Origin of the sequence: Sporosarcina sp. USHLN248, assembly GCF_037144575.1 — a bacterium.
GTDB lineage: Bacteria > Bacillota > Bacilli > Bacillales_A > Planococcaceae > Sporosarcina > Sporosarcina contaminans.
Window position 1 is genome coordinate 1 of record NZ_JBBCZC010000019.1, and the last position, 17,228, is coordinate 17,228.

At 41.4% G+C, this 17,228-nt stretch carries 15 protein-coding genes; 1 reads left to right on the forward strand and 14 read right to left on the reverse strand.

All coding sequences use genetic code 11. The features are described from left to right. Window positions 1-140: 140 nt before the first annotated feature. The 13 genes from WFH04_RS09275 to WFH04_RS09335 form a co-directional block, all read right to left on the reverse strand. Window positions 141-1,196: a YkvI family membrane protein gene (locus WFH04_RS09275; RefSeq protein WP_336823773.1), complete on the reverse strand. Its 1,056-nt coding sequence runs from the start codon at window positions 1,194-1,196 to the stop codon at window positions 141-143. Window positions 1,197-1,476: 280 nt separating this feature from the next. Next, complete coding sequence (locus WFH04_RS09280; RefSeq protein ID WP_336823774.1) at window positions 1,477-1,995, reverse strand: type 1 glutamine amidotransferase domain-containing protein; 519 nt, start codon at window positions 1,993-1,995, stop codon at window positions 1,477-1,479. A gap of 73 nt (window positions 1,996-2,068) precedes the next feature. Continuing rightward, entirely contained in the window at window positions 2,069-2,677 is a 609-nt protein-coding gene (locus WFH04_RS09285; protein WP_408020183.1) for a DNA-3-methyladenine glycosylase, read from the reverse strand. Between the two features lie 85 nt (window positions 2,678-2,762). Beyond that, window positions 2,763-3,272 (reverse strand): P-loop NTPase family protein, encoded by a 510-nt coding sequence (locus WFH04_RS09290; protein ID WP_336823776.1) that lies wholly within the window; start codon window positions 3,270-3,272, stop codon window positions 2,763-2,765. Continuing rightward, window positions 3,265-3,918 (reverse strand): uracil-DNA glycosylase, encoded by a 654-nt coding sequence (locus WFH04_RS09295; RefSeq protein WP_336823777.1) that lies wholly within the window; start codon window positions 3,916-3,918, stop codon window positions 3,265-3,267. Before WFH04_RS09295 ends, WFH04_RS09290 begins: the two co-directional genes overlap by 8 nt. A gap of 339 nt (window positions 3,919-4,257) precedes the next feature. Then, complete coding sequence (locus tag WFH04_RS09300; protein ID WP_336823778.1) at window positions 4,258-4,941, reverse strand: hypothetical protein; 684 nt, start codon at window positions 4,939-4,941, stop codon at window positions 4,258-4,260. Between the two features lie 280 nt (window positions 4,942-5,221). Further along, window positions 5,222-6,427 carry an MFS transporter gene (locus tag WFH04_RS09305; protein WP_336823779.1) on the reverse strand — a complete coding sequence of 402 codons (1,206 nt, stop codon included), beginning with the start codon at window positions 6,425-6,427 and terminating at the stop codon, window positions 5,222-5,224. A 103-nt stretch (window positions 6,428-6,530) separates the two neighbouring features. Further along, window positions 6,531-8,477: a flagellar assembly protein A gene (locus tag WFH04_RS09310; RefSeq protein WP_336823780.1), complete on the reverse strand. Its 1,947-nt coding sequence runs from the start codon at window positions 8,475-8,477 to the stop codon at window positions 6,531-6,533. Window positions 8,478-8,625: 148 nt separating this feature from the next. Then, window positions 8,626-9,588 (reverse strand): siderophore ABC transporter substrate-binding protein, encoded by a 963-nt coding sequence (locus WFH04_RS09315; RefSeq protein ID WP_336823781.1) that lies wholly within the window; start codon window positions 9,586-9,588, stop codon window positions 8,626-8,628. A 14-nt stretch (window positions 9,589-9,602) separates the two neighbouring features. Then, complete coding sequence (locus WFH04_RS09320; protein WP_336823782.1) at window positions 9,603-10,364, reverse strand: iron ABC transporter ATP-binding protein; 762 nt, start codon at window positions 10,362-10,364, stop codon at window positions 9,603-9,605. Then, a complete protein-coding gene (locus tag WFH04_RS09325) occupies window positions 10,361-11,311 on the reverse strand; it encodes an iron chelate uptake ABC transporter family permease subunit (protein WP_336823783.1) in 951 nt (316 codons plus the stop codon). Before WFH04_RS09325 ends, WFH04_RS09320 begins: the two co-directional genes overlap by 4 nt. Next, complete coding sequence (locus WFH04_RS09330; RefSeq protein ID WP_336823784.1) at window positions 11,304-12,254, reverse strand: ABC transporter permease; 951 nt, start codon at window positions 12,252-12,254, stop codon at window positions 11,304-11,306. The genes WFH04_RS09325 and WFH04_RS09330 overlap by 8 nt, the downstream gene beginning before the upstream one ends. A gap of 668 nt (window positions 12,255-12,922) precedes the next feature. Beyond that, entirely contained in the window at window positions 12,923-13,789 is an 867-nt protein-coding gene (locus WFH04_RS09335) for a DUF6612 family protein (RefSeq protein ID WP_336823785.1), read from the reverse strand. Window positions 13,790-14,017: 228 nt separating this feature from the next. Between WFH04_RS09335 and WFH04_RS09340 the strand changes: the two genes are divergently transcribed. Continuing rightward, window positions 14,018-15,736: an ABC transporter ATP-binding protein gene (locus WFH04_RS09340; RefSeq protein WP_336823786.1), complete on the forward strand. Its 1,719-nt coding sequence runs from the start codon at window positions 14,018-14,020 to the stop codon at window positions 15,734-15,736. Between the two features lie 87 nt (window positions 15,737-15,823). Here WFH04_RS09340 and hflX read toward each other — a convergent pair whose 3' ends face one another. After that, the gene (gene hflX / locus WFH04_RS09345) at window positions 15,824-17,095 is read right to left on the reverse strand and encodes a GTPase HflX (RefSeq protein WP_336823787.1); all 1,272 of its coding nucleotides are present in this window, start codon (window positions 17,093-17,095) and stop codon (window positions 15,824-15,826) included. Window positions 17,096-17,228: the final 133 nt, after the last annotated feature.

Sequence of the window (17,228 nt, forward strand, 5' to 3'; positions counted from 1 at the left end):
GGAAAGCGTCCGACCGCAGTGGAAATCAACTTTTCTAGTATTACTTCTATTTTAAAAGAAAAAAGACTGTAGGCAAACACCAAAAATTCCTGGTGTTTGTCTACAGTCTGACGCGATCACAACATAGTGATCGCGTTTTCTTATCGATGTACTTTTTTGGGCAACTTAATTGAAGAGTATATTAATACAGCCATTAGGAATAAACCGAAATAACCGATTGTAGGATAACAGTACGCCACTAAATCTGTAAACTTTACAAAACTTAGCACAAAACCTATAACTAACGTAATCAAAACGAACATTTTAAAGCGTTTCGTGCCGATTGTAACGAATCTCGCTCCAAACGCGTAAAACATGCTGACCGCTGTATTGAAAATCATGCCATACAATACGAATGCCATAAGCGTAGCCAAAATCGGAGATATCTCATTTATAATTGCCAACATTGGCAAATCTACATCTGCTACCATATCCACTTTTGAGAAAATCGCCAAATGACTCAAAATGATTAAAATCCCTAATCCTAAACCGCCTACTAATCCGCCAAGCGCCGCAACTTTCTCATTTTTCTCCGCTCCTCCCATAACGAGCGACATCGAAGCACCTAACGCAATGTTGAAGGATACATAATTTATCCCAGAAATGAACCAGTTCGGCAATGTTGTGCGGACATTTGTAGCAACCGGATCCAATACAGCAAATGAAGTATCCATTGTCACCAAACAATAAACGGAAACGACGACAACCGCCAAAATGAGAAAAGGCGTAATGCTTCCGATTACTGCCACGACTTTATCGACATTCATCAAAATCGTTACAAAAACAAGAACTACCATTAACAAGCTGCCTATGTAAGACGGAATGCCAAATTGCTGTTCCAAGTTCGAACCTGCTCCAGCCAACATTACGACACCGACACCGAATAATGTAAAAATGATGATATAGTCAACAATAACTCCAATATAACGTCCACTTATTTTGTAAATTACTTCTTTATGAGAAGTTGTCTTCAATCGGCTTCCAAGTCGCGTCAACGTCATCCCCATATATGCAAACAAAACGGTGGATAATATAGCTGCCGCAATTCCCATCATTCCGAAACTCGTAAAATATTGCAGAATTTCTTGACCGGAAGCAAACCCCGCACCGACAATGATCCCGATGAAAGCGCTCCCCATTTTAAGAACCCTTTTCATATGCATTGTTCCCCCTCGTTGTAAATCTATCTAATACTGTCTGAACATTATGATCCGCATCATTGTCTCGTTTAAATTTACCATGTACAAAACAGTATTTCAAGAACATTACGTATTATCCATTTACATAATAAATTTACTAAAATACTCAGCAGTTACCGCTCGTTTATAGAAGCTGATAAACGAGCCACCACAAAAAAAGAAGATCCCTGTCCCTCCTACGGACAGAGATCCCCTAAAAAAACTGCCCGGCATCACAGCAGGACAGTTCCATTCAAACTTATTTGCCTTCCAATAACTTTTTCGATTCACGGACAAATGCCGGAATGTCATCGGGTGTACGGCTCGTTACCAGCTGGTTTTGACAGACAACGACTTCCTTATCGGCATATTTCGCTCCGGCATTTTCCATATCCACTTTGATGGATTTATATCCGGTTGCATCGCGGCCGTCTAAAGTTTTCGCTGTAATCAGCAGCTGAGGTCCGTGACAGATGGCGAATACTGGTTTCTTATCGTCCATGAATTTCTTCACGAACTGTACGAAACGATCATCCGCGCGCAGTTGGTCTGGTGAAAATCCGCCTGGAATGAAAAGCGCATCGAAATCATCCGGATTCGCTTCATCGATCCCTAAATCGATTTTCACTGTCGCTTTTTCTTGTTTGCCTTTCACTTCTTTTCCAGCTTCCTTCTCAATCGTCACCACTTCATGCCCTGCTTCTTTAAAAGCGTCCGCAGGCTCCGTGTATTCCGAGTCTTCAAATAGGTTTGTTAGGACTGTTGCAATTTTTGCCATCTCTATGAACACTCCTTCGTTTTACTGAATTGATTACACTTTTATCTTTTCCACAACGGACTCCGACCTAAACCTATGGACGATACTTCGAGACGAAAGAATTATTATTTTCATAGAAACGCCAAGGATAATGGACCGCTTCACCAGAATTGCCTATCCCTACTCTCGGTCCGCTTACAACTTCCGAAGCACCCGGACCTTTGGCAATAAAAAGCGGTTCGTCACCCCAATGATGGCCATAATACGCCATTGTGACACCTAACGCTTTAGATAGTTTCCCGGGGCCATTCGTCCAATCTGTCATCTTCAAATGCTCCCCTCTGCGATCGCGGATTAGCTCAAAGCCCTCAACAGGCTCCGCAGCTCTAATTAAAACGGCATGCGGCGTTCCGATCGGTCCGCTTACAACGTTCATAAGCGTGTGCGTATGCATTTGATACGTATATACTAAACCTGCTTCCCCAAACATGATCTCGGTCCGCTTCGTTCGACGATTGCCATAGCTATGTGCAGCGCGGTCTTCGGGCCCGTGATAAGCTTCCGTTTCAACAATGCGTGCTGCAATGACTCCTTCAGGCAGCTCATGCACAATCATTTGACCAACTAAATTGCGTGCAAGCTCCAATACAGGCATATGAAAAAAAGATTTTTCTATAGGAAAATACATGTGCTGTTCCTCCATCATTTCCGTTCACGTTATACAATCATTCCCTTATGGGAGCAACAAAAAACAGAATCGTCACCATTGAAACTGTAAGCCTTTCTAATTACAGCTCCGCAAGCCAACGATCCGTTTCTTTTGGTGAAGTAAGGACAACTAAATCCGCGTCACATCTGTCCAACATTTGAAAAACACCGGGTCGCTTCTTTTTCGAATACGTCCAAATGAATTTTACAAACTCCCAATCAAGCTTCTCAGTACACCCTTCTGCCATATCCGGGCGGGCTTTTCCATGATACATAATCCTACGCTTAAAAACGCGGGCTAAACAAAGCCAATTGGGATAATCAAGGAAGATGACCAAATCGGCGTACTTCGCTCGCATCTCAATCGTCGAATTGAAATTTCCATCTATAATCCATTCCTCTTCCATCAATGCCCGTTGAAGCTTCTCTCTAAAAACTGGCTTCGGCGTTGGGACCCATCCTTCATTCCAATAAAGGGCATCTAAATGGAGGACGGGAAGTTGAAGTTTCTTCCCAAGTTCCTTCGAAAGCGTTGATTTCCCTGCTCCACTACAACCAATCACAAGAATTCTTTTATAGGGATCAGACATTTCGCATTTCCTCTAACAATTTGCCAATTGATAGCCAGTCAGCATCCAAATCAGGGCGGTGGGATGGCCTATAAAAAACGGATGCCGGATGAAACGTCGGTACGATCCGGTACAAACGCTCCGTCCATTCATATGCTGTTGACGATAAATCAGGCAAGCAACGTACAGGCTTTTCCAGCAACTGTCCATGCAACTCTGTCACCTTTGCTTCCTTGCCAAGCAATCGTTGCAAGCCAACATTGCCCAACGTGACGATCAATTTCGGTTTAACGTTTGCCAATTCATAATCCAACACCGGAGCATGTGCCAAAATTTCTTTTTGCGTTGGCGGCCGATTGTATTTCCGTTCCGTCAACGTACCATCCCGCTCCTTTTTCATCCCCCATCTATATGGCCTGCTCCTCACCGCACTCGTTATGTATACATCTTCACGCGATAATCCGATTGACCCTAAGGACCTCATCAACTCTTTGCCTGCCCTGCCGACAAAAGGAATGCCATCCACTATTTCAAACTCTCCCGGGGCCTCCCCAATTAGCATAAGCTCGGGACGCTCAGGACCTTCCCCATAGACAAAACCTTCAACAGGAAATCCATTAATCCGTTCCTTACCGACCGCAGCAATCGATTCCGGTATCCGAAACATCAGCACACTCCCTCCCAAAACACTTCTCCCTTTAACAATACCCTTCTTGAATGAAGAATAAAAACCTTTTGAAACGCCACATCATCACTGCCTACAGAAACGCAAAAAAAATTATACATAAATGCATAAAAATCAACAAAGAACACATAAATACTTACAATAACGCATAATCAACTCCAAAAAAGCATAAAACTACACTCCCGCGCATAAATCAAATAAATAACGCATAACCACCGCAGCTCCACTATTTCATTCCGTTCAATACTTCCATATAACGACCAATTATCCCTCCCTTACTAAATAAAAAAACTGACCGCCCGTAAGCAGTCAGTCTGTCAATTAGCCTTCTAATATTTCCTTAATGTCCGGATCGTTTTGATTGCCAATCATAAACTCAAGCCAATTTCCTGATTCATTGCTAAGTAAATATTGAAGTCCATTTTTGTCAATAAACTTTTCGGAGTCGTCGCCATCTTGCTTCGGATCAGACAATCCAAGCTCTTTTAACAAGCCTTTCGTTTCTGCATCGCTAACGTTCGGATTAGCGGATTCGATAATTGCTTGCACTAAACCGATTGTTTGCTCCCGGGACTCGTAGCCACCCACTTCCAATAAAACTGCTTTTAAATCTCCGCCATCTTCCTTTACAAGCCCATTTAAATGGACATCTTCGTGCAGTTCAATCGTAGTCGCTTTCAGCCCTTGTTCTGTATCTTCCCACTCCATATCGCCAATTGTAAAATCCAAGTTTGCCTCAGCGGATTTTTCATTGAAAACTTTTGTAAATTCCTCCATCGTCACGCCGATGGACTCATCATCTGCCAATTCGTTTTCATCCTCTTCGTCCTCCGCTTTCTCTTTTTCTTCTTCATTCACTTCATTCTCATTAGCGCTTTCTTCAGCAGCGACTGCCGGAGTTTCATTTTTTGGCGCTGAAGTTTCCTCATTGTCTTTGTCGTTGCTGCATGCAGCAAGCGCAAACACCATCATGAGGCCAATTAAAATTTGAAATTTCTTAGTCATCGTTATCTCTCCTATCAATTTTCAACTTTCTACTATAAATATCCTCTGTTTATATTGCAAAGGATAACTGACTATTTCAACAAAATTACACCATTTGACCCTAAACATTATGAGTAGAATGGCATACTCATAAAAAACTTCTTTCATTAATCGTCTAATCAAACTAAAAAAATGCAGTTCTTACTATTTCATTTCAACTAACGACTTAGACAATAAAAAAAGCTATAAAACATCCCAGCATCTCTACTGCAATGTTTTATAGCCTTATTGTGATTTACTATTATTCCAATTCAACTTGCTTCGTTTCGACACCTAAAAAAACGACTGCAAAAACTGCTACAAGTATCGAACCGCAGAAGATGCCAAAAATAATTCCAAAACCATAGCCTGCCTGCAGCATCCAACCGACCAACAATGGTCCAAAAATACCGCCAATTCGGCCGACAGCAGCCGCGATGCCTGAACCTGTCGCCCGGACAGAAGTCGGATATTGCTCCGGAGAGTAAGCGTATAGCGCGCCCCAAGCCCCTAAATTGAAGAACGACAGAAAAGCCCCGGAGAATAACAATAATGTCAACGACTCCGCATTCCCAAAGACTAACGCACTCAACGCCGTTCCGATCAAATAAGTCGAGAGGACAAATTTTCGCCCAGCCCTCTCTATCAAATACGCCGCTGTAAAATATCCGGGCAGCTGAGCAAGCGTCATAAGCAGCACATATCCGAAGCTTTGAATCATATCGAAACCTTTCATGACCATCACGCTTGGTAGCCATAAAAACATCCCGTAATAAGAAAAGACGACCATAAACCAAACAATCCATAGTGTCAGCGTCCTACGTGCATACGGCTTTGACCAAACGATCTTCAATCGTTGCCTAAATGATTGCTTCGGCTTTCCGTCTCTTTCGAATTTCGGTGAGTCCGGTAAATTCCGCCGTAGATAAATCGCATAAAAGGCCGGCAAAGCCGTTAATATTAATGCAATGCGCCATCCGAACTCTGGAATGACAAAGTAAGCAATTAATGCAGCCAATAGCCATCCGGCCGCCCAGAAGCTTTCAAGCAGCACGACTACTTTCCCACGTTCTTTAGCCGACACGCTTTCGGAAACTAACGTGGAAGCGACCGGCAACTCTCCACCAAGTCCAGCTCCAACTAAGAAGCGCAAAAGCAAAAAAATTGTCAACGATGTCGTCAATGCTGATAATCCGCTCGCAAGCGAAAATAATACCAATGTCAGCATGAATACCGACTTGCGCCCGATTCGGTCTGCCAAAAGTCCGAATCCAAAAGCGCCAACCGCCATGCCGATCGAATTGACACTGCCGATCCAGCCCATTTGTTCAGTCGATAAATGCCAATCAACTGCTACTGCAGCGATTACAAATGACAATATGCCGACATCCATCGCATCAAACAACCAGCCAGTCCCCGAGATAACTAATAATTTATTGCGTGAAATCGGCTCATTCTTTTTATTCACAATCCGTCTACCCTTCGTTTAGTAGTGTCATGACACATGTCATTATACTATTGACACGATCAGGCGACAAGGTCTATCGTTTCACACGGAATGTTTTCAACATTCATTCAATTAAAAGCTCATTACCGACAATGCGGGCATGGACACCTAACTTGTCTTCGTAAAAATGGTATACACGTTCACCTAACCAAATTTCCGTTCCGTAGTGGGCAAGACCGATTGAAATAATTCCACCCTCGCCCGTTTTAATAACTGTCTTTACACCGTTCGAGGAGCCTGCTTCTTGAATGGATACCTTTTGCTCAGCATACACTTCTCCCCCTCGGCATACACCTTCTATGAAAACCTTCTCCGTGGCAGAAACTGTACAATTGTGTAGCCCTTTTTCTGTAACATCGATTATGCCGCTGCAAGACAAAATGCTATTCACCGCATAAGGTAATTTCAATACAGGCCTGTTCGCATCCGGAGCAGAAATTTGACTATAAAGCACTCGCCCATTATCTAAGAACTCTTCGAATTGTGCAGCATTCCGAATGATTGTCAAAGACGTATCCGTAAAAAGTCCATCCAATTTACTTATGAAGTCTGTCCATTCAGGCGCTAAATCTGCTTGATGCAAATCAACCTTCTGTAAAAACAGCTGCTTCTCTTTCTGATAATCAAAATACCGATCCTTTAAAATAATTCTGAACAGATCTTTTAATTCTCTCGCATCAATTTCATCCATGCCAATTCCACGGATATGAATGATTTGCCGAATCGTTTCAGCAATCTGTTCAAAATAAACGATCAACCCTTGTAAAAGCGAAGAAATCTCCGACAAATCCGCCTCTTTTTTACCGACCGTAACAGTTGAAGAGAAAACATTTCCCTCGATATAAGCAGATTGCTCCGATTCTATAGTCGCCTTACGGACAGATCCTCCAATGCACACTTTCCCAGTAGCACTTACACACATTGAGGGAGTGACATCTTTGCTTATCATTACATCGCCGGTAAAACGGATATTGCCGCTTGATAGATCGACATTTCCTTCATGTATGTATTCGTGTTGTACGTCTATTTTTATATAAGAACCGTGATTCTCTAAATGAAATATACCTGATGACAAGGCATAGATTTCATTATCCCTCATTTCAACATGGTCGCCTAACCGGATATCCAAATCTTGAACCGGATCCGTCGGCACTTTATTGCCGAAAAGATCCATACCATCCACACCCGCTACCGCAGGCAAATAAGCTGCTATCCGCTCATTTTTCTGGACAGAAATAATGCGATTCATTTCCCGATAGTCAACTTTTTCTTGTTTGTTGCAAGTATCCCCATTCGTTTTTACGTAAAGTTGAATATCGCCATTAATGCCCTCCACTGGCAAATGACCTCTCGCTACGATTGCTTCAAAGTCGATGAGCGTCTCTGTCGCTTCTTCAATCGCTTTCAAATTCAACCTCTCAGTAATTCCTAATTCAGAAAGCTTTTCGATAATCTGTTCCGCCTCTAAATTGTTGAACAGCTCAATTTCCTCATGAGCTTCTATATGAAGTATGTCACTAAAATCTGTATTTTGTAATGTCCGCTTAATCCGCATGCCTGGCGTCACTCTTATTATGGCGATGATATTTTGTTCAATTAAAGTAATCGAAAATTGAGGAGGTGAAATTTCATCGTTCATACGGATTCGGATATCATCTTCCGGATATGCGATAAAGCGATCTTTTATCGCAACTCCATTTTTCAAGACTGTCACGTTATTTTTAGGTATGATAACGGGAAAATTAGGTGCATCTGCAACAACCTCTACCCGTTTCCCGATAATTCGTGCACCAGTTGCCGCTTCTGCAGTTCCCGAAGGCATGACAGGCACCTTTACTTGTAATTGCGTTACACATACTTCCGCCAATCTATTTTTAAGGCCGTATACGCCTGAACCTGGGTTTACGATTACATCTACTTCGACATCTTCAAGCTTCAATCCTAACTCTTCTAAAGCGATGTCGACAGCCGATTCAACTGTAGGTGCCTTTACCCTGACCGATTTCCCCATCTTTCCACCTCACGTTCATCTTTTTAACCTATATTATCATAACCATATGTTACGACGGTATTATGATAATATACTAATCCAAACGAAAAAGAAACGTTCCGAGAAGCCGATAGACGGCCCTAAGAACGTTTCTTCATGTAATCAAATATTATAGCGCTGTTTCGACTTCTCTTACCATCTCTTTAATAGACTGAAGTCCGCCGCCAGATAGGTACCAGTAGTCTGGATCAAGATAAATAATTTTACCGTTTTCATAGGCAGAGGTTTTTTTCACAAGCTCATTTTCAACAGTCTCTTTCGCGCCGATTTCTCCACCTACAGCTGCACTACGGTCAATTACGAAAAGAATATCCGGGTTTTTCTCTAAAACATATTCAAATGTAACTCCTTGGCCGTGTGTAGAAGCTTCTATTCCCTCATCCGATTGTTTAAACCCGAATACATCATGGATAATGCCGAATCGTGATTTTGAACCGTAAGCGCTTGTTTTCCCTTCATTAGCCAAAATGATAAGCGCTTTGTCTTCCGTTCCAGATGTTTTTTCATTAATTGCAGCAATATCTTCATCGATTGCCGCTAGTTCATCTTTAACTTGATCTTCTTTGCCAAAGATTTCACCGATTACTTCAATGTTATGTTTAAAAGATTCCATATAGTTCTCATTATCGACTCCTACGTAAATCGTAGGTGCGATTTCCGTGAATTCATCATACATAGCAGATTGACGGCCAGAAATAATAATTAAATCTGGATTTAAAGCATGGATTGCTTCGAAGTCAGGCTCTTTTAAGCTCCCAACGTTTGTATATTTATCATCATCGAATTTAGAAAGATAGCTTGGGATATTCGTTCTAGGCAATCCTGCAACTGCATCAATTCCTAACTCATCCAACGTATCAAGCGTACCAAAGTCAAAAACAACAACTTTTTTCGGGTTTTTCGGAACTTCTACAGCTTTGTCACTTAATTCATGTTCTACAGAAATTACTTGTTGCTCTTCTGCTTTATCGCTGTTACTGCTGTTATTGCCCTCATTATTATCTTTAGAGCCGCAAGCTGAAAGCACTAGTAGAAATGCTGCCAATAGCAGAGTAAATGAAATCTTTTTCATTCTAACCATCCTTTTTATGAATTAAAATAAACACATATACGGCAATTATTCATTTTTTTAATTGGTATTTCCATATCGTAAATTTCTCTTAATGCATCTGAATTGATAATGTCATGCGTCGGTCCGTCTTTGACAATCCTACCGTCTTTTAAAGCAACAATCCGATCTGAATAGACAGACGCGAAGTTAATGTCATGCAATACGATGACGACGGTCTTCCCTAAATCATCAACCAATCTGCGCAAAATTTTCATGATTTGCACGGAATGCTTCATATCCAAGTTATTAAGCGGTTCATCTAACAATATATAATCCGTATCTTGTGCGATAACCATAGCGATAAATGCCCGTTGACGTTGCCCGCCAGACAGTTCATCCATATAATCATGCTGCATATCCATCAATCCCATATAATCCATAGCTTGCTCAACGATGCGAATATCTTCCGCAGTCAGCTTGCCGCGAGAGTACGGGAATCGACCAAATGAAACCAATTCACGGATCGTCAGCCGCACATTCATGAAATTGGACTGTTTCAAAATGGAAACCCGTTTCGAAAACTCATTGGACTTCATTTTCCGGACATGATCATTATCTACAAGCACTTCTCCAGTGTCCGCATCAATTAAACGACTTACCATTGAAAGCAATGTCGACTTACCCGCCCCATTTGGGCCGATGAAAGAAGTAATTTTACCTCGGTGAATATCGACATTTACTTTTTCCACAACGGCTTTCTTCCCATAGAATTTAGACAACTCTCGAACTTGGATCATGTGGATCGACTCTCCCTTAATAGTAAATAGATGAAATAGATGCCGCCGACAAAGTTAATAATGACACTAAGCGTTGTCGAGAATGTAAACACACGCTCAACAACCCATTGTCCTCCGACAAGTGCAATAATACTCATGACCGATGCACCTGCTATAAGAACTTTATGTTTGTAAGTTTTGAAAAATTGATAGGATAAGTTGGCGACGATCAAACCGAAAAACGTAATCGGCCCAACTAAAGCTGTCGAAACTGCAATAAGCACAGCTGAAATAATAAGCATTAAACGAACGATTCGGTCATAAGGAACACCTAAGTTAATGGCGGTGTCTCTGCCTAAAGACAGAACATCAAGGTCGTTAAACCATTTCCACCCAAAAACAAAAGTCAGTAAGACGATTCCTACAGCCCACCAAACCAAATCTCCATTCACATTGTTAAAACTTGCGAACATCTTATCCTGCACTTGTAAAAATTCGTTTGGATCGATCAGCACTTGGAAGAAAGTCGTGATGCTCCCGAAAAACGTTCCTAAGATAATCCCTACTAATAATAGGAAATAGATCGGCTGATTTCCCCTGCGGAATAAAAATTGGTGCAAAATAAGCGCAAAGAAAAACATTATTAAAATTGATAAAACAAAGTTCACATGCTGATTGACAACTGTTATATGGGTAGAACCAAGAAAGAAAATAATAACAGTTTGCAGCAATAAATATAATGAATCCAGTCCCATAATGCTTGGTGTCAAAATACGGTTATGCGTAATCGTTTGGAATACAACAGTTGAATAGGCGATCGCAACCCCAGTAATGGCCATTGCTAAAACTTTAATACCGCGACGAGGCAATGCATAATCAAAGCTTCCGTTCAACCCTTGGAATAAATACAACGCACAAGCTGCTGCGGCAAACGCCGATAATATAATGAGTTTCGTTGAATTACGCATATGCCTTCCTCCTAAACAACAAGTAGAGGAAGATTCCGCTTCCGATTACACCAACCATAAGGCTAATTGATATTTCATAAGGATAAATGAGCACCCTTCCCAAAATATCGCATATTAGCAAGAAATTCGCACCTAACAAAGCTGTATGCGGCAACGTTTTCTTCAAATGATCTCCTTTGAAGATCGAAACGATGTTTGGAATAATCAATCCTAAAAAAGGAATCATCCCTACTGTCAAAATGACCGTAGTCGTAATTAGAGCGACTAAAATGAGGCCGATATTGACAATCCGCTTATAAGCAAGTCCCAAGTTCTTGGAGAAATCTTCACCCATACCGGCGACCGTAAAACGATTCGCATACAGGTAAGCTATGATGAGGACGGGTATGCTTATGTACAATATTTCATATCGCCCTTTCATGATCATCGAAAAGTCACCTTGTAACCAGGCCGACATATTTTGGATGACATCTGCTTTATAGGCGAAAAAAGTAGTGATCGAAGAAAGGATATTTCCAAACATCAACCCGACAAGCGGAATGAAAATGGCATCCTTAAATTTAATTCGATCCAAAATTTTCATAAACAATAACGTTCCCGCAAGCGCAAATACAAATGCCACGATCATCTTCTCAAACATCGTTGCGTTTGCGAATAAAAGCATAGATACTAAGATCCCTAATCGGGTAGCATCCAGTGTTCCTGCCGTTGTTGGCGAAACGAACTTGTTTCGACTTAACTGTTGCATAATTAGACCGGTAATACTCATTCCTACACCAGCCAATATAATTGCAATTAGACGAGGCAAACGGCTGATTAAGAATATTTCCATCTCTTCCGACTGGAAGTCCAGTAGATCCGCCGGTGTAATGCTACTTACCCCTACAAAAAGCGATAGGAAGGAAAGTATTATGAGCGCTGTAATCAAATAACGTTTCTTCATGAAGAACTCCGATATCGAATATTTGCGCCTAAATGAGAACAGTTATAATGAAAACGATTATCAATTAGCCGCAAATCCAATTATATCAGTTAAGAATTTCATGTCAACTCATAATTGAAAATGATTATCAATTAAACGATATTTTCTTCTGAATATACCGATCAAACATGCTAAATCTCAGTATTTGCGCAACTTGTGGCAAGTTTCGTAAATATTGAACCGTGGCCGATTAAGCAGCACATACCACGCAGAACCAATGCCATATGTAGAAGTGCATAATTCATTTTAAAGACGCATAAAGTCAGTCAAAAACGCATATTCTCATATACACACGCATATTTCTTTGAGGTAATGCATAAAAACTCCCCAAACATGTATAAGCCTCACTCAAATGCGCACAAATCAGCGTAGCGTTCGCATAACCGGATTTTAAAGTCTTAACTTCTCGACTCATCGCAGCCCCTAGTAGCAACTCCCTTCTTCTCCTTCTGTATTACAATTAAATGGAAACGCCATATTCCCCTCTCTCCAACCTAACTTTCCTCGCAATTATGCAGCCCCTTTCCAAATATTGCCGTGCCACATTTCAGCTCACATCAGCCCTGCCATCCCTATCCAACGACTTTTTACCACAAAAAAACGCCAGCCTCGGCTGGCGCTTTCCTTTATTACATTTCACCGAGATCGATTGCATTGTCGACAACTTCTTGTGGAACGACAATCTCGTCAATCTCATTGATTTTGCTCATTACAGCTTTCATTTTTTGCGTAATGTTCATCTCTTGCTCTTCAACTTTCATGTCCATATCCATATCCAAGTTAAATGCATTCGTGTAGAATGTTTCTTTGTCGATAAAGATTTCGATCGTCAAGCCGTTTACATTCATGTTTTCAATGATTTCAGCTTCTTCTGCGCTTAGATCTTCAGGAATGCTTTCGTTCATTAGTTCTAACATTAACTCGTTGAATTTTTCGCCAGATGCGCTTAACGTTAAAATATATTCGTCATCTGTTTGTTCGAATTTGAAATCGTCCTTGAACTCATTGAACATTTCCATGTCTAAAGTTGGGTCAGTTTCTCCACCCATTTCAGCCATGATTTCATCGTACATGTCGTTTGTGAATTTCAACCATTCACCGGATTCAGGGTCTTGCATATAGAACTCGCTGTCTGTTAAATACAGTTCCATATCCATTTTGCCCATATCAGGTCCCATGTCCACGCTCATTTTTTGGTACATGGAAAGCGGCTCAACGATCATGTCCATATCCATTTTAATATTGCTGTCCATTTCGAAATCTTCACTTGGTACAGAGATTTTTTGATCGACATCAACAACTGCATGCATATTCTTTTGCTCTTCAGAGACAGACATTGCCTTGTTATATACTTCTTGAGCAGTCATCTCGCTCTTATTTGTGACATTGGCTTTTTCTCCTGTTTCACTATCCGTTTTAGGCTCTGCTGTGGAACCGCATGCAGCTAAACCGAGTGCAAGAACTCCTGCTGCCATCCCTTTTAACCACTTATTCATCATTGGTCTCTCCTTTTCTACTAACTTATTTGCTTCCAGTTAATCATACGGGAAGAATGGAAAAGGGTTCCACTGTTTTAAGAAAATAATCGTTTTTGATTCTTTCTACACAGAAGAATTCTCTGAAACTTTTTTCCTTCTTTATCATTCGGAGTTCGAAATTTTAGTAACCTATCTTTACGAATTTCCGCTATAATAGCAATTAACTATAGAAAGGAACAATAGTAAATGCTTAAAAAATTCTTTTCGTATTATAAACCACACAAACGCCTTTTCATTATCGACTTCTCAAGCGCAATAGCTGTCGCATTATTGGAATTGGCATTTCCGATGGCTGTCCAATGGTTTATTGATCAGCTTTTACCTTCGGGCGACTGGGGAAGAATCGTAACGGTCAGCATTTTGCTTTTCACTGTATATTTGTTAAGTACATTCCTTCAATATGTCGTTAGTTATTTAGGTCATAAATTAGGAATTAACATCGAAACAGATATGCGCCAGCAATTATTCAATCATGTGCATCGCCAATCATTCCGGTTTTTCGACAATACGAAAACCGGACATGTCATGAGCCGGATTACGAATGATTTGTTTGACATCGGCGAGTTAGCGCATCACGGGCCGGAAGATGCTTTTATTGCGGTTATGACGATCGTCGGTGCTTTCTTGCTCATGTTCTCAATTAATCCTGAGCTTGCTATTATTGCGATTCTTATGATTCCGTTCCTAATTTTGCTCGTTACATTTTGTAACGTGAAAATGAATGCAGCATGGCAAAATATGTATGGAAAAATCGCGGATGTCAACGCCCGTGTCGAAGACTCCGTTTCAGGAGCACGCGTCGTTAAATCATTTACAAATGAAAACTTTGAAATGGCACGCTTTGAAACAGACAATGGCAATTTCCGCAAAGCGAAACTTGTCGCATATAACGTCATGGCTTGGACTCACTCAAGCATGTATATGATGACAAGACTCGTTACACTCGTCGTATTAGTAGTTGGAGCTTGGTTTACAATCAAAGAAAAACTGTCAATCGGGGAAATGGTCAGTTTCATATTATTCGTTAACATTCTAATTAAGCCTGTCGACAAAATCAGCGCGCTGTTAGAGCTCTATCCAAAAGGGATGGCCGGTTTCCGTAGATTCAGGGACTTAATTGAACAAGAACCTGAAATTCAAGACCGTCCCGGAGCAATCGCCGTTTCTCATTTGAATGGTGATATTTTATTCGATGATGTCCATTTTAGATACGATGACAATAAAGACGTATTAAACGGCATCAATCTATCGATTAAAGCGGGGGAAACAATCGCATTTGTTGGACCTTCAGGTGCTGGTAAAACAACGATTTCTTCACTCATTCCAAGGTTTTATGATGTAAATGAAGGAGCAATTTCGATCGATGGAATTGACATCCGCAATATGACACAGCAATCATTGCGTTCGCAAATCGGAATTGTGCAGCAGGATGTGTTTTTATTCACAGGGACCGTTAAAGAAAATATTGCTTACGGTAAATTGGATGCAACAGATGAGGAAGTATTCGAAGCGGCACAAAAAGCTCATTTGGAGGATTTCATCGCTTCCTTGCCTGATGGCTATGAAACACAAATCGGTGAAAGAGGCTTGAAACTGTCAGGTGGACAAAAACAACGCCTCGCCATCGCTCGCATGTTTTTAAAAAACCCGCCGATCCTCATTTTGGATGAAGCAACTTCAGCTTTAGATACAGAAACGGAGCGAATCATCCAACAATCTTTAAATGAACTCGCAGAAAATCGAACGACATTAGTCATCGCTCACCGCCTCGCGACAATCCGTGATGCAGACCGTGTCATTGTCGTAACAGAAGAAGGCATCGCCGAGGACGGCAAATACGAAGAGTTGGTGAATAAGGGCGGCATTTTCTCCCGCCTACATTCAATTCAATTTCAAGAGGTTTAACTTTTTGAGAATCGGGCATACTATTACCATCCCACCCCCTTTCTCTTTATAAATAAGAACTGCACCGCAACGAAGCGGTGCAGTTTTTTAATGGCTTACGATATACTCCTCAAACTTCGTTTTCTCACTACTGTCCATTTCTACAGTCATAAGTGTTCCACCTTCTTCATATTCCGTATGTTTGACATTCGCTTTATCATTCAAATAAGAAACTATGTCCCCACGTTCAAATGGAATGAGCAACTTGCACGTAATATATTGGCCGAAAACCGTTTTCTTAATCAAATCGATCAGCTCGTCCAATCCTGCCGCTTCCTTTGCAGAAATCCATACCGTACTTCCGCTCGTCCTCGGATAAGGGACTTCCGCTAAATCCGATTTATTATATACATTGATCGTTTGGACGCTTTCCACGCCAATCTCATGCAATGTTTCATTCGTCACTTGCATCATATATGGATAATCCGGATTCGACACATCGACAACATGCAATAGCACATCAGCATTTTTCGCTTCTTCAAGCGTTGAACGGAACGCTTTCACAAGATGGTGAGGCAGCTTGGAAACGAACCCGACTGTGTCCGTTAGCAAAAATTCTTTTTTGTCGGGAAGCTTCAAATGACGGACTGACGTATCCAAAGTCGCGAACAGCATATCTTCCTCGTACACGTTTTTCGTATCGTCGTCATTGAATCGTTGTAATAACTGATTGAGCAACGTTGACTTTCCTGCATTCGTATAGCCGACAATCGATACGACCGGAATCCCGCTCCGCTTTCGCTGTTTCCGTTGCGTTTCCCGTTGCTCCTTCACCTGTTCAAGGTCCCTGCGAAGCTTTGCAATCTGATCCTCGATTTTCCGGCGATCAAGCTCCAATTTTGTTTCACCGGCACCTTTATTTTGAAAACCGCCGCCCGTACCTCCTCCTTGCCTGCTCAATGAAGCACGCAGTCCGACGAGCCGTGGAAGCGAATATTGCAACTGTGCCAACTCCACTTGCATCCGTGCTTCATGCGTCCGTGCCCGACGTGCAAAGATATCTAAAATGAGCATCGTCCGGTCTATTACCTTCACCTCTAACTCTTGCTCTAAGTTACGAATTTGAGAAGGCGACAATTCATCATTAAAGATAACTAAATTCGCCCCCGCCTCCTCATAAAAACGACGGATCTCTTGGATTTTACCTTTTCCAACATAATGAGTCGAATTCCGCCGCTCCAAATTTTGCGTCACACTCCCGACGACCGTCACATCGATCGCCTCAGCTAAGTTTTTCAGCTCTTCCATCTCATACTCAAAATGCTCATCATTTTGTTCCTGTACGCCTACTAATAACGCATACTCCACTAGTATCTCCATAAAAAATCCCCTTTCACAACAACCCAATTCCTAAACACAATAGCATCCGATCGAATCAGCATTGATTTGCAAAGTACAGCATTCTAAACACATCATCAGCATATAAACAAAGCCAAATGCGCATAATTCACTT

What these genes read in the sequence shown, in the direction of transcription:
- hflX (WP_336823787.1), bottom strand. Translation starts at nt 17,095, where the DNA reads ATGGAGATACTAGTGGAGTATGCGTTATTAGTAGGCGTACAGGAACAA.
- WFH04_RS09325 (WP_336823783.1), bottom strand. Translation starts at nt 11,311, where the DNA reads ATGCGTAATTCAACGAAACTCATTATATTATCGGCGTTTGCCGCAGCA.
- WFH04_RS09295 (WP_336823777.1), bottom strand. Translation starts at nt 3,918, where the DNA reads ATGTTTCGGATACCGGAATCGATTGCTGCGGTCGGTAAGGAACGGATT.
- WFH04_RS09310 (WP_336823780.1), bottom strand. Translation starts at nt 8,477, where the DNA reads ATGGGGAAATCGGTCAGGGTAAAGGCACCTACAGTTGAATCGGCTGTC.
- WFH04_RS09275 (WP_336823773.1), bottom strand. Translation starts at nt 1,196, where the DNA reads ATGAAAAGGGTTCTTAAAATGGGGAGCGCTTTCATCGGGATCATTGTC.
- WFH04_RS09300 (WP_336823778.1), bottom strand. Translation starts at nt 4,941, where the DNA reads ATGACTAAGAAATTTCAAATTTTAATTGGCCTCATGATGGTGTTTGCG.
- WFH04_RS09290 (WP_336823776.1), bottom strand. Translation starts at nt 3,272, where the DNA reads ATGTCTGATCCCTATAAAAGAATTCTTGTGATTGGTTGTAGTGGAGCA.
- WFH04_RS09285 (WP_408020183.1), bottom strand. Translation starts at nt 2,677, where the DNA reads ATGGAGGAACAGCACATGTATTTTCCTATAGAAAAATCTTTTTTTCAT.
- WFH04_RS09330 (WP_336823784.1), bottom strand. Translation starts at nt 12,254, where the DNA reads ATGAAGAAACGTTATTTGATTACAGCGCTCATAATACTTTCCTTCCTA.
- WFH04_RS09340 (WP_336823786.1), top strand. Translation starts at nt 14,018, where the DNA reads ATGCTTAAAAAATTCTTTTCGTATTATAAACCACACAAACGCCTTTTC.
- WFH04_RS09280 (WP_336823774.1), bottom strand. Translation starts at nt 1,995, where the DNA reads ATGGCAAAAATTGCAACAGTCCTAACAAACCTATTTGAAGACTCGGAA.
- WFH04_RS09320 (WP_336823782.1), bottom strand. Translation starts at nt 10,364, where the DNA reads ATGATCCAAGTTCGAGAGTTGTCTAAATTCTATGGGAAGAAAGCCGTT.
- WFH04_RS09335 (WP_336823785.1), bottom strand. Translation starts at nt 13,789, where the DNA reads ATGAATAAGTGGTTAAAAGGGATGGCAGCAGGAGTTCTTGCACTCGGT.
- WFH04_RS09315 (WP_336823781.1), bottom strand. Translation starts at nt 9,588, where the DNA reads ATGAAAAAGATTTCATTTACTCTGCTATTGGCAGCATTTCTACTAGTG.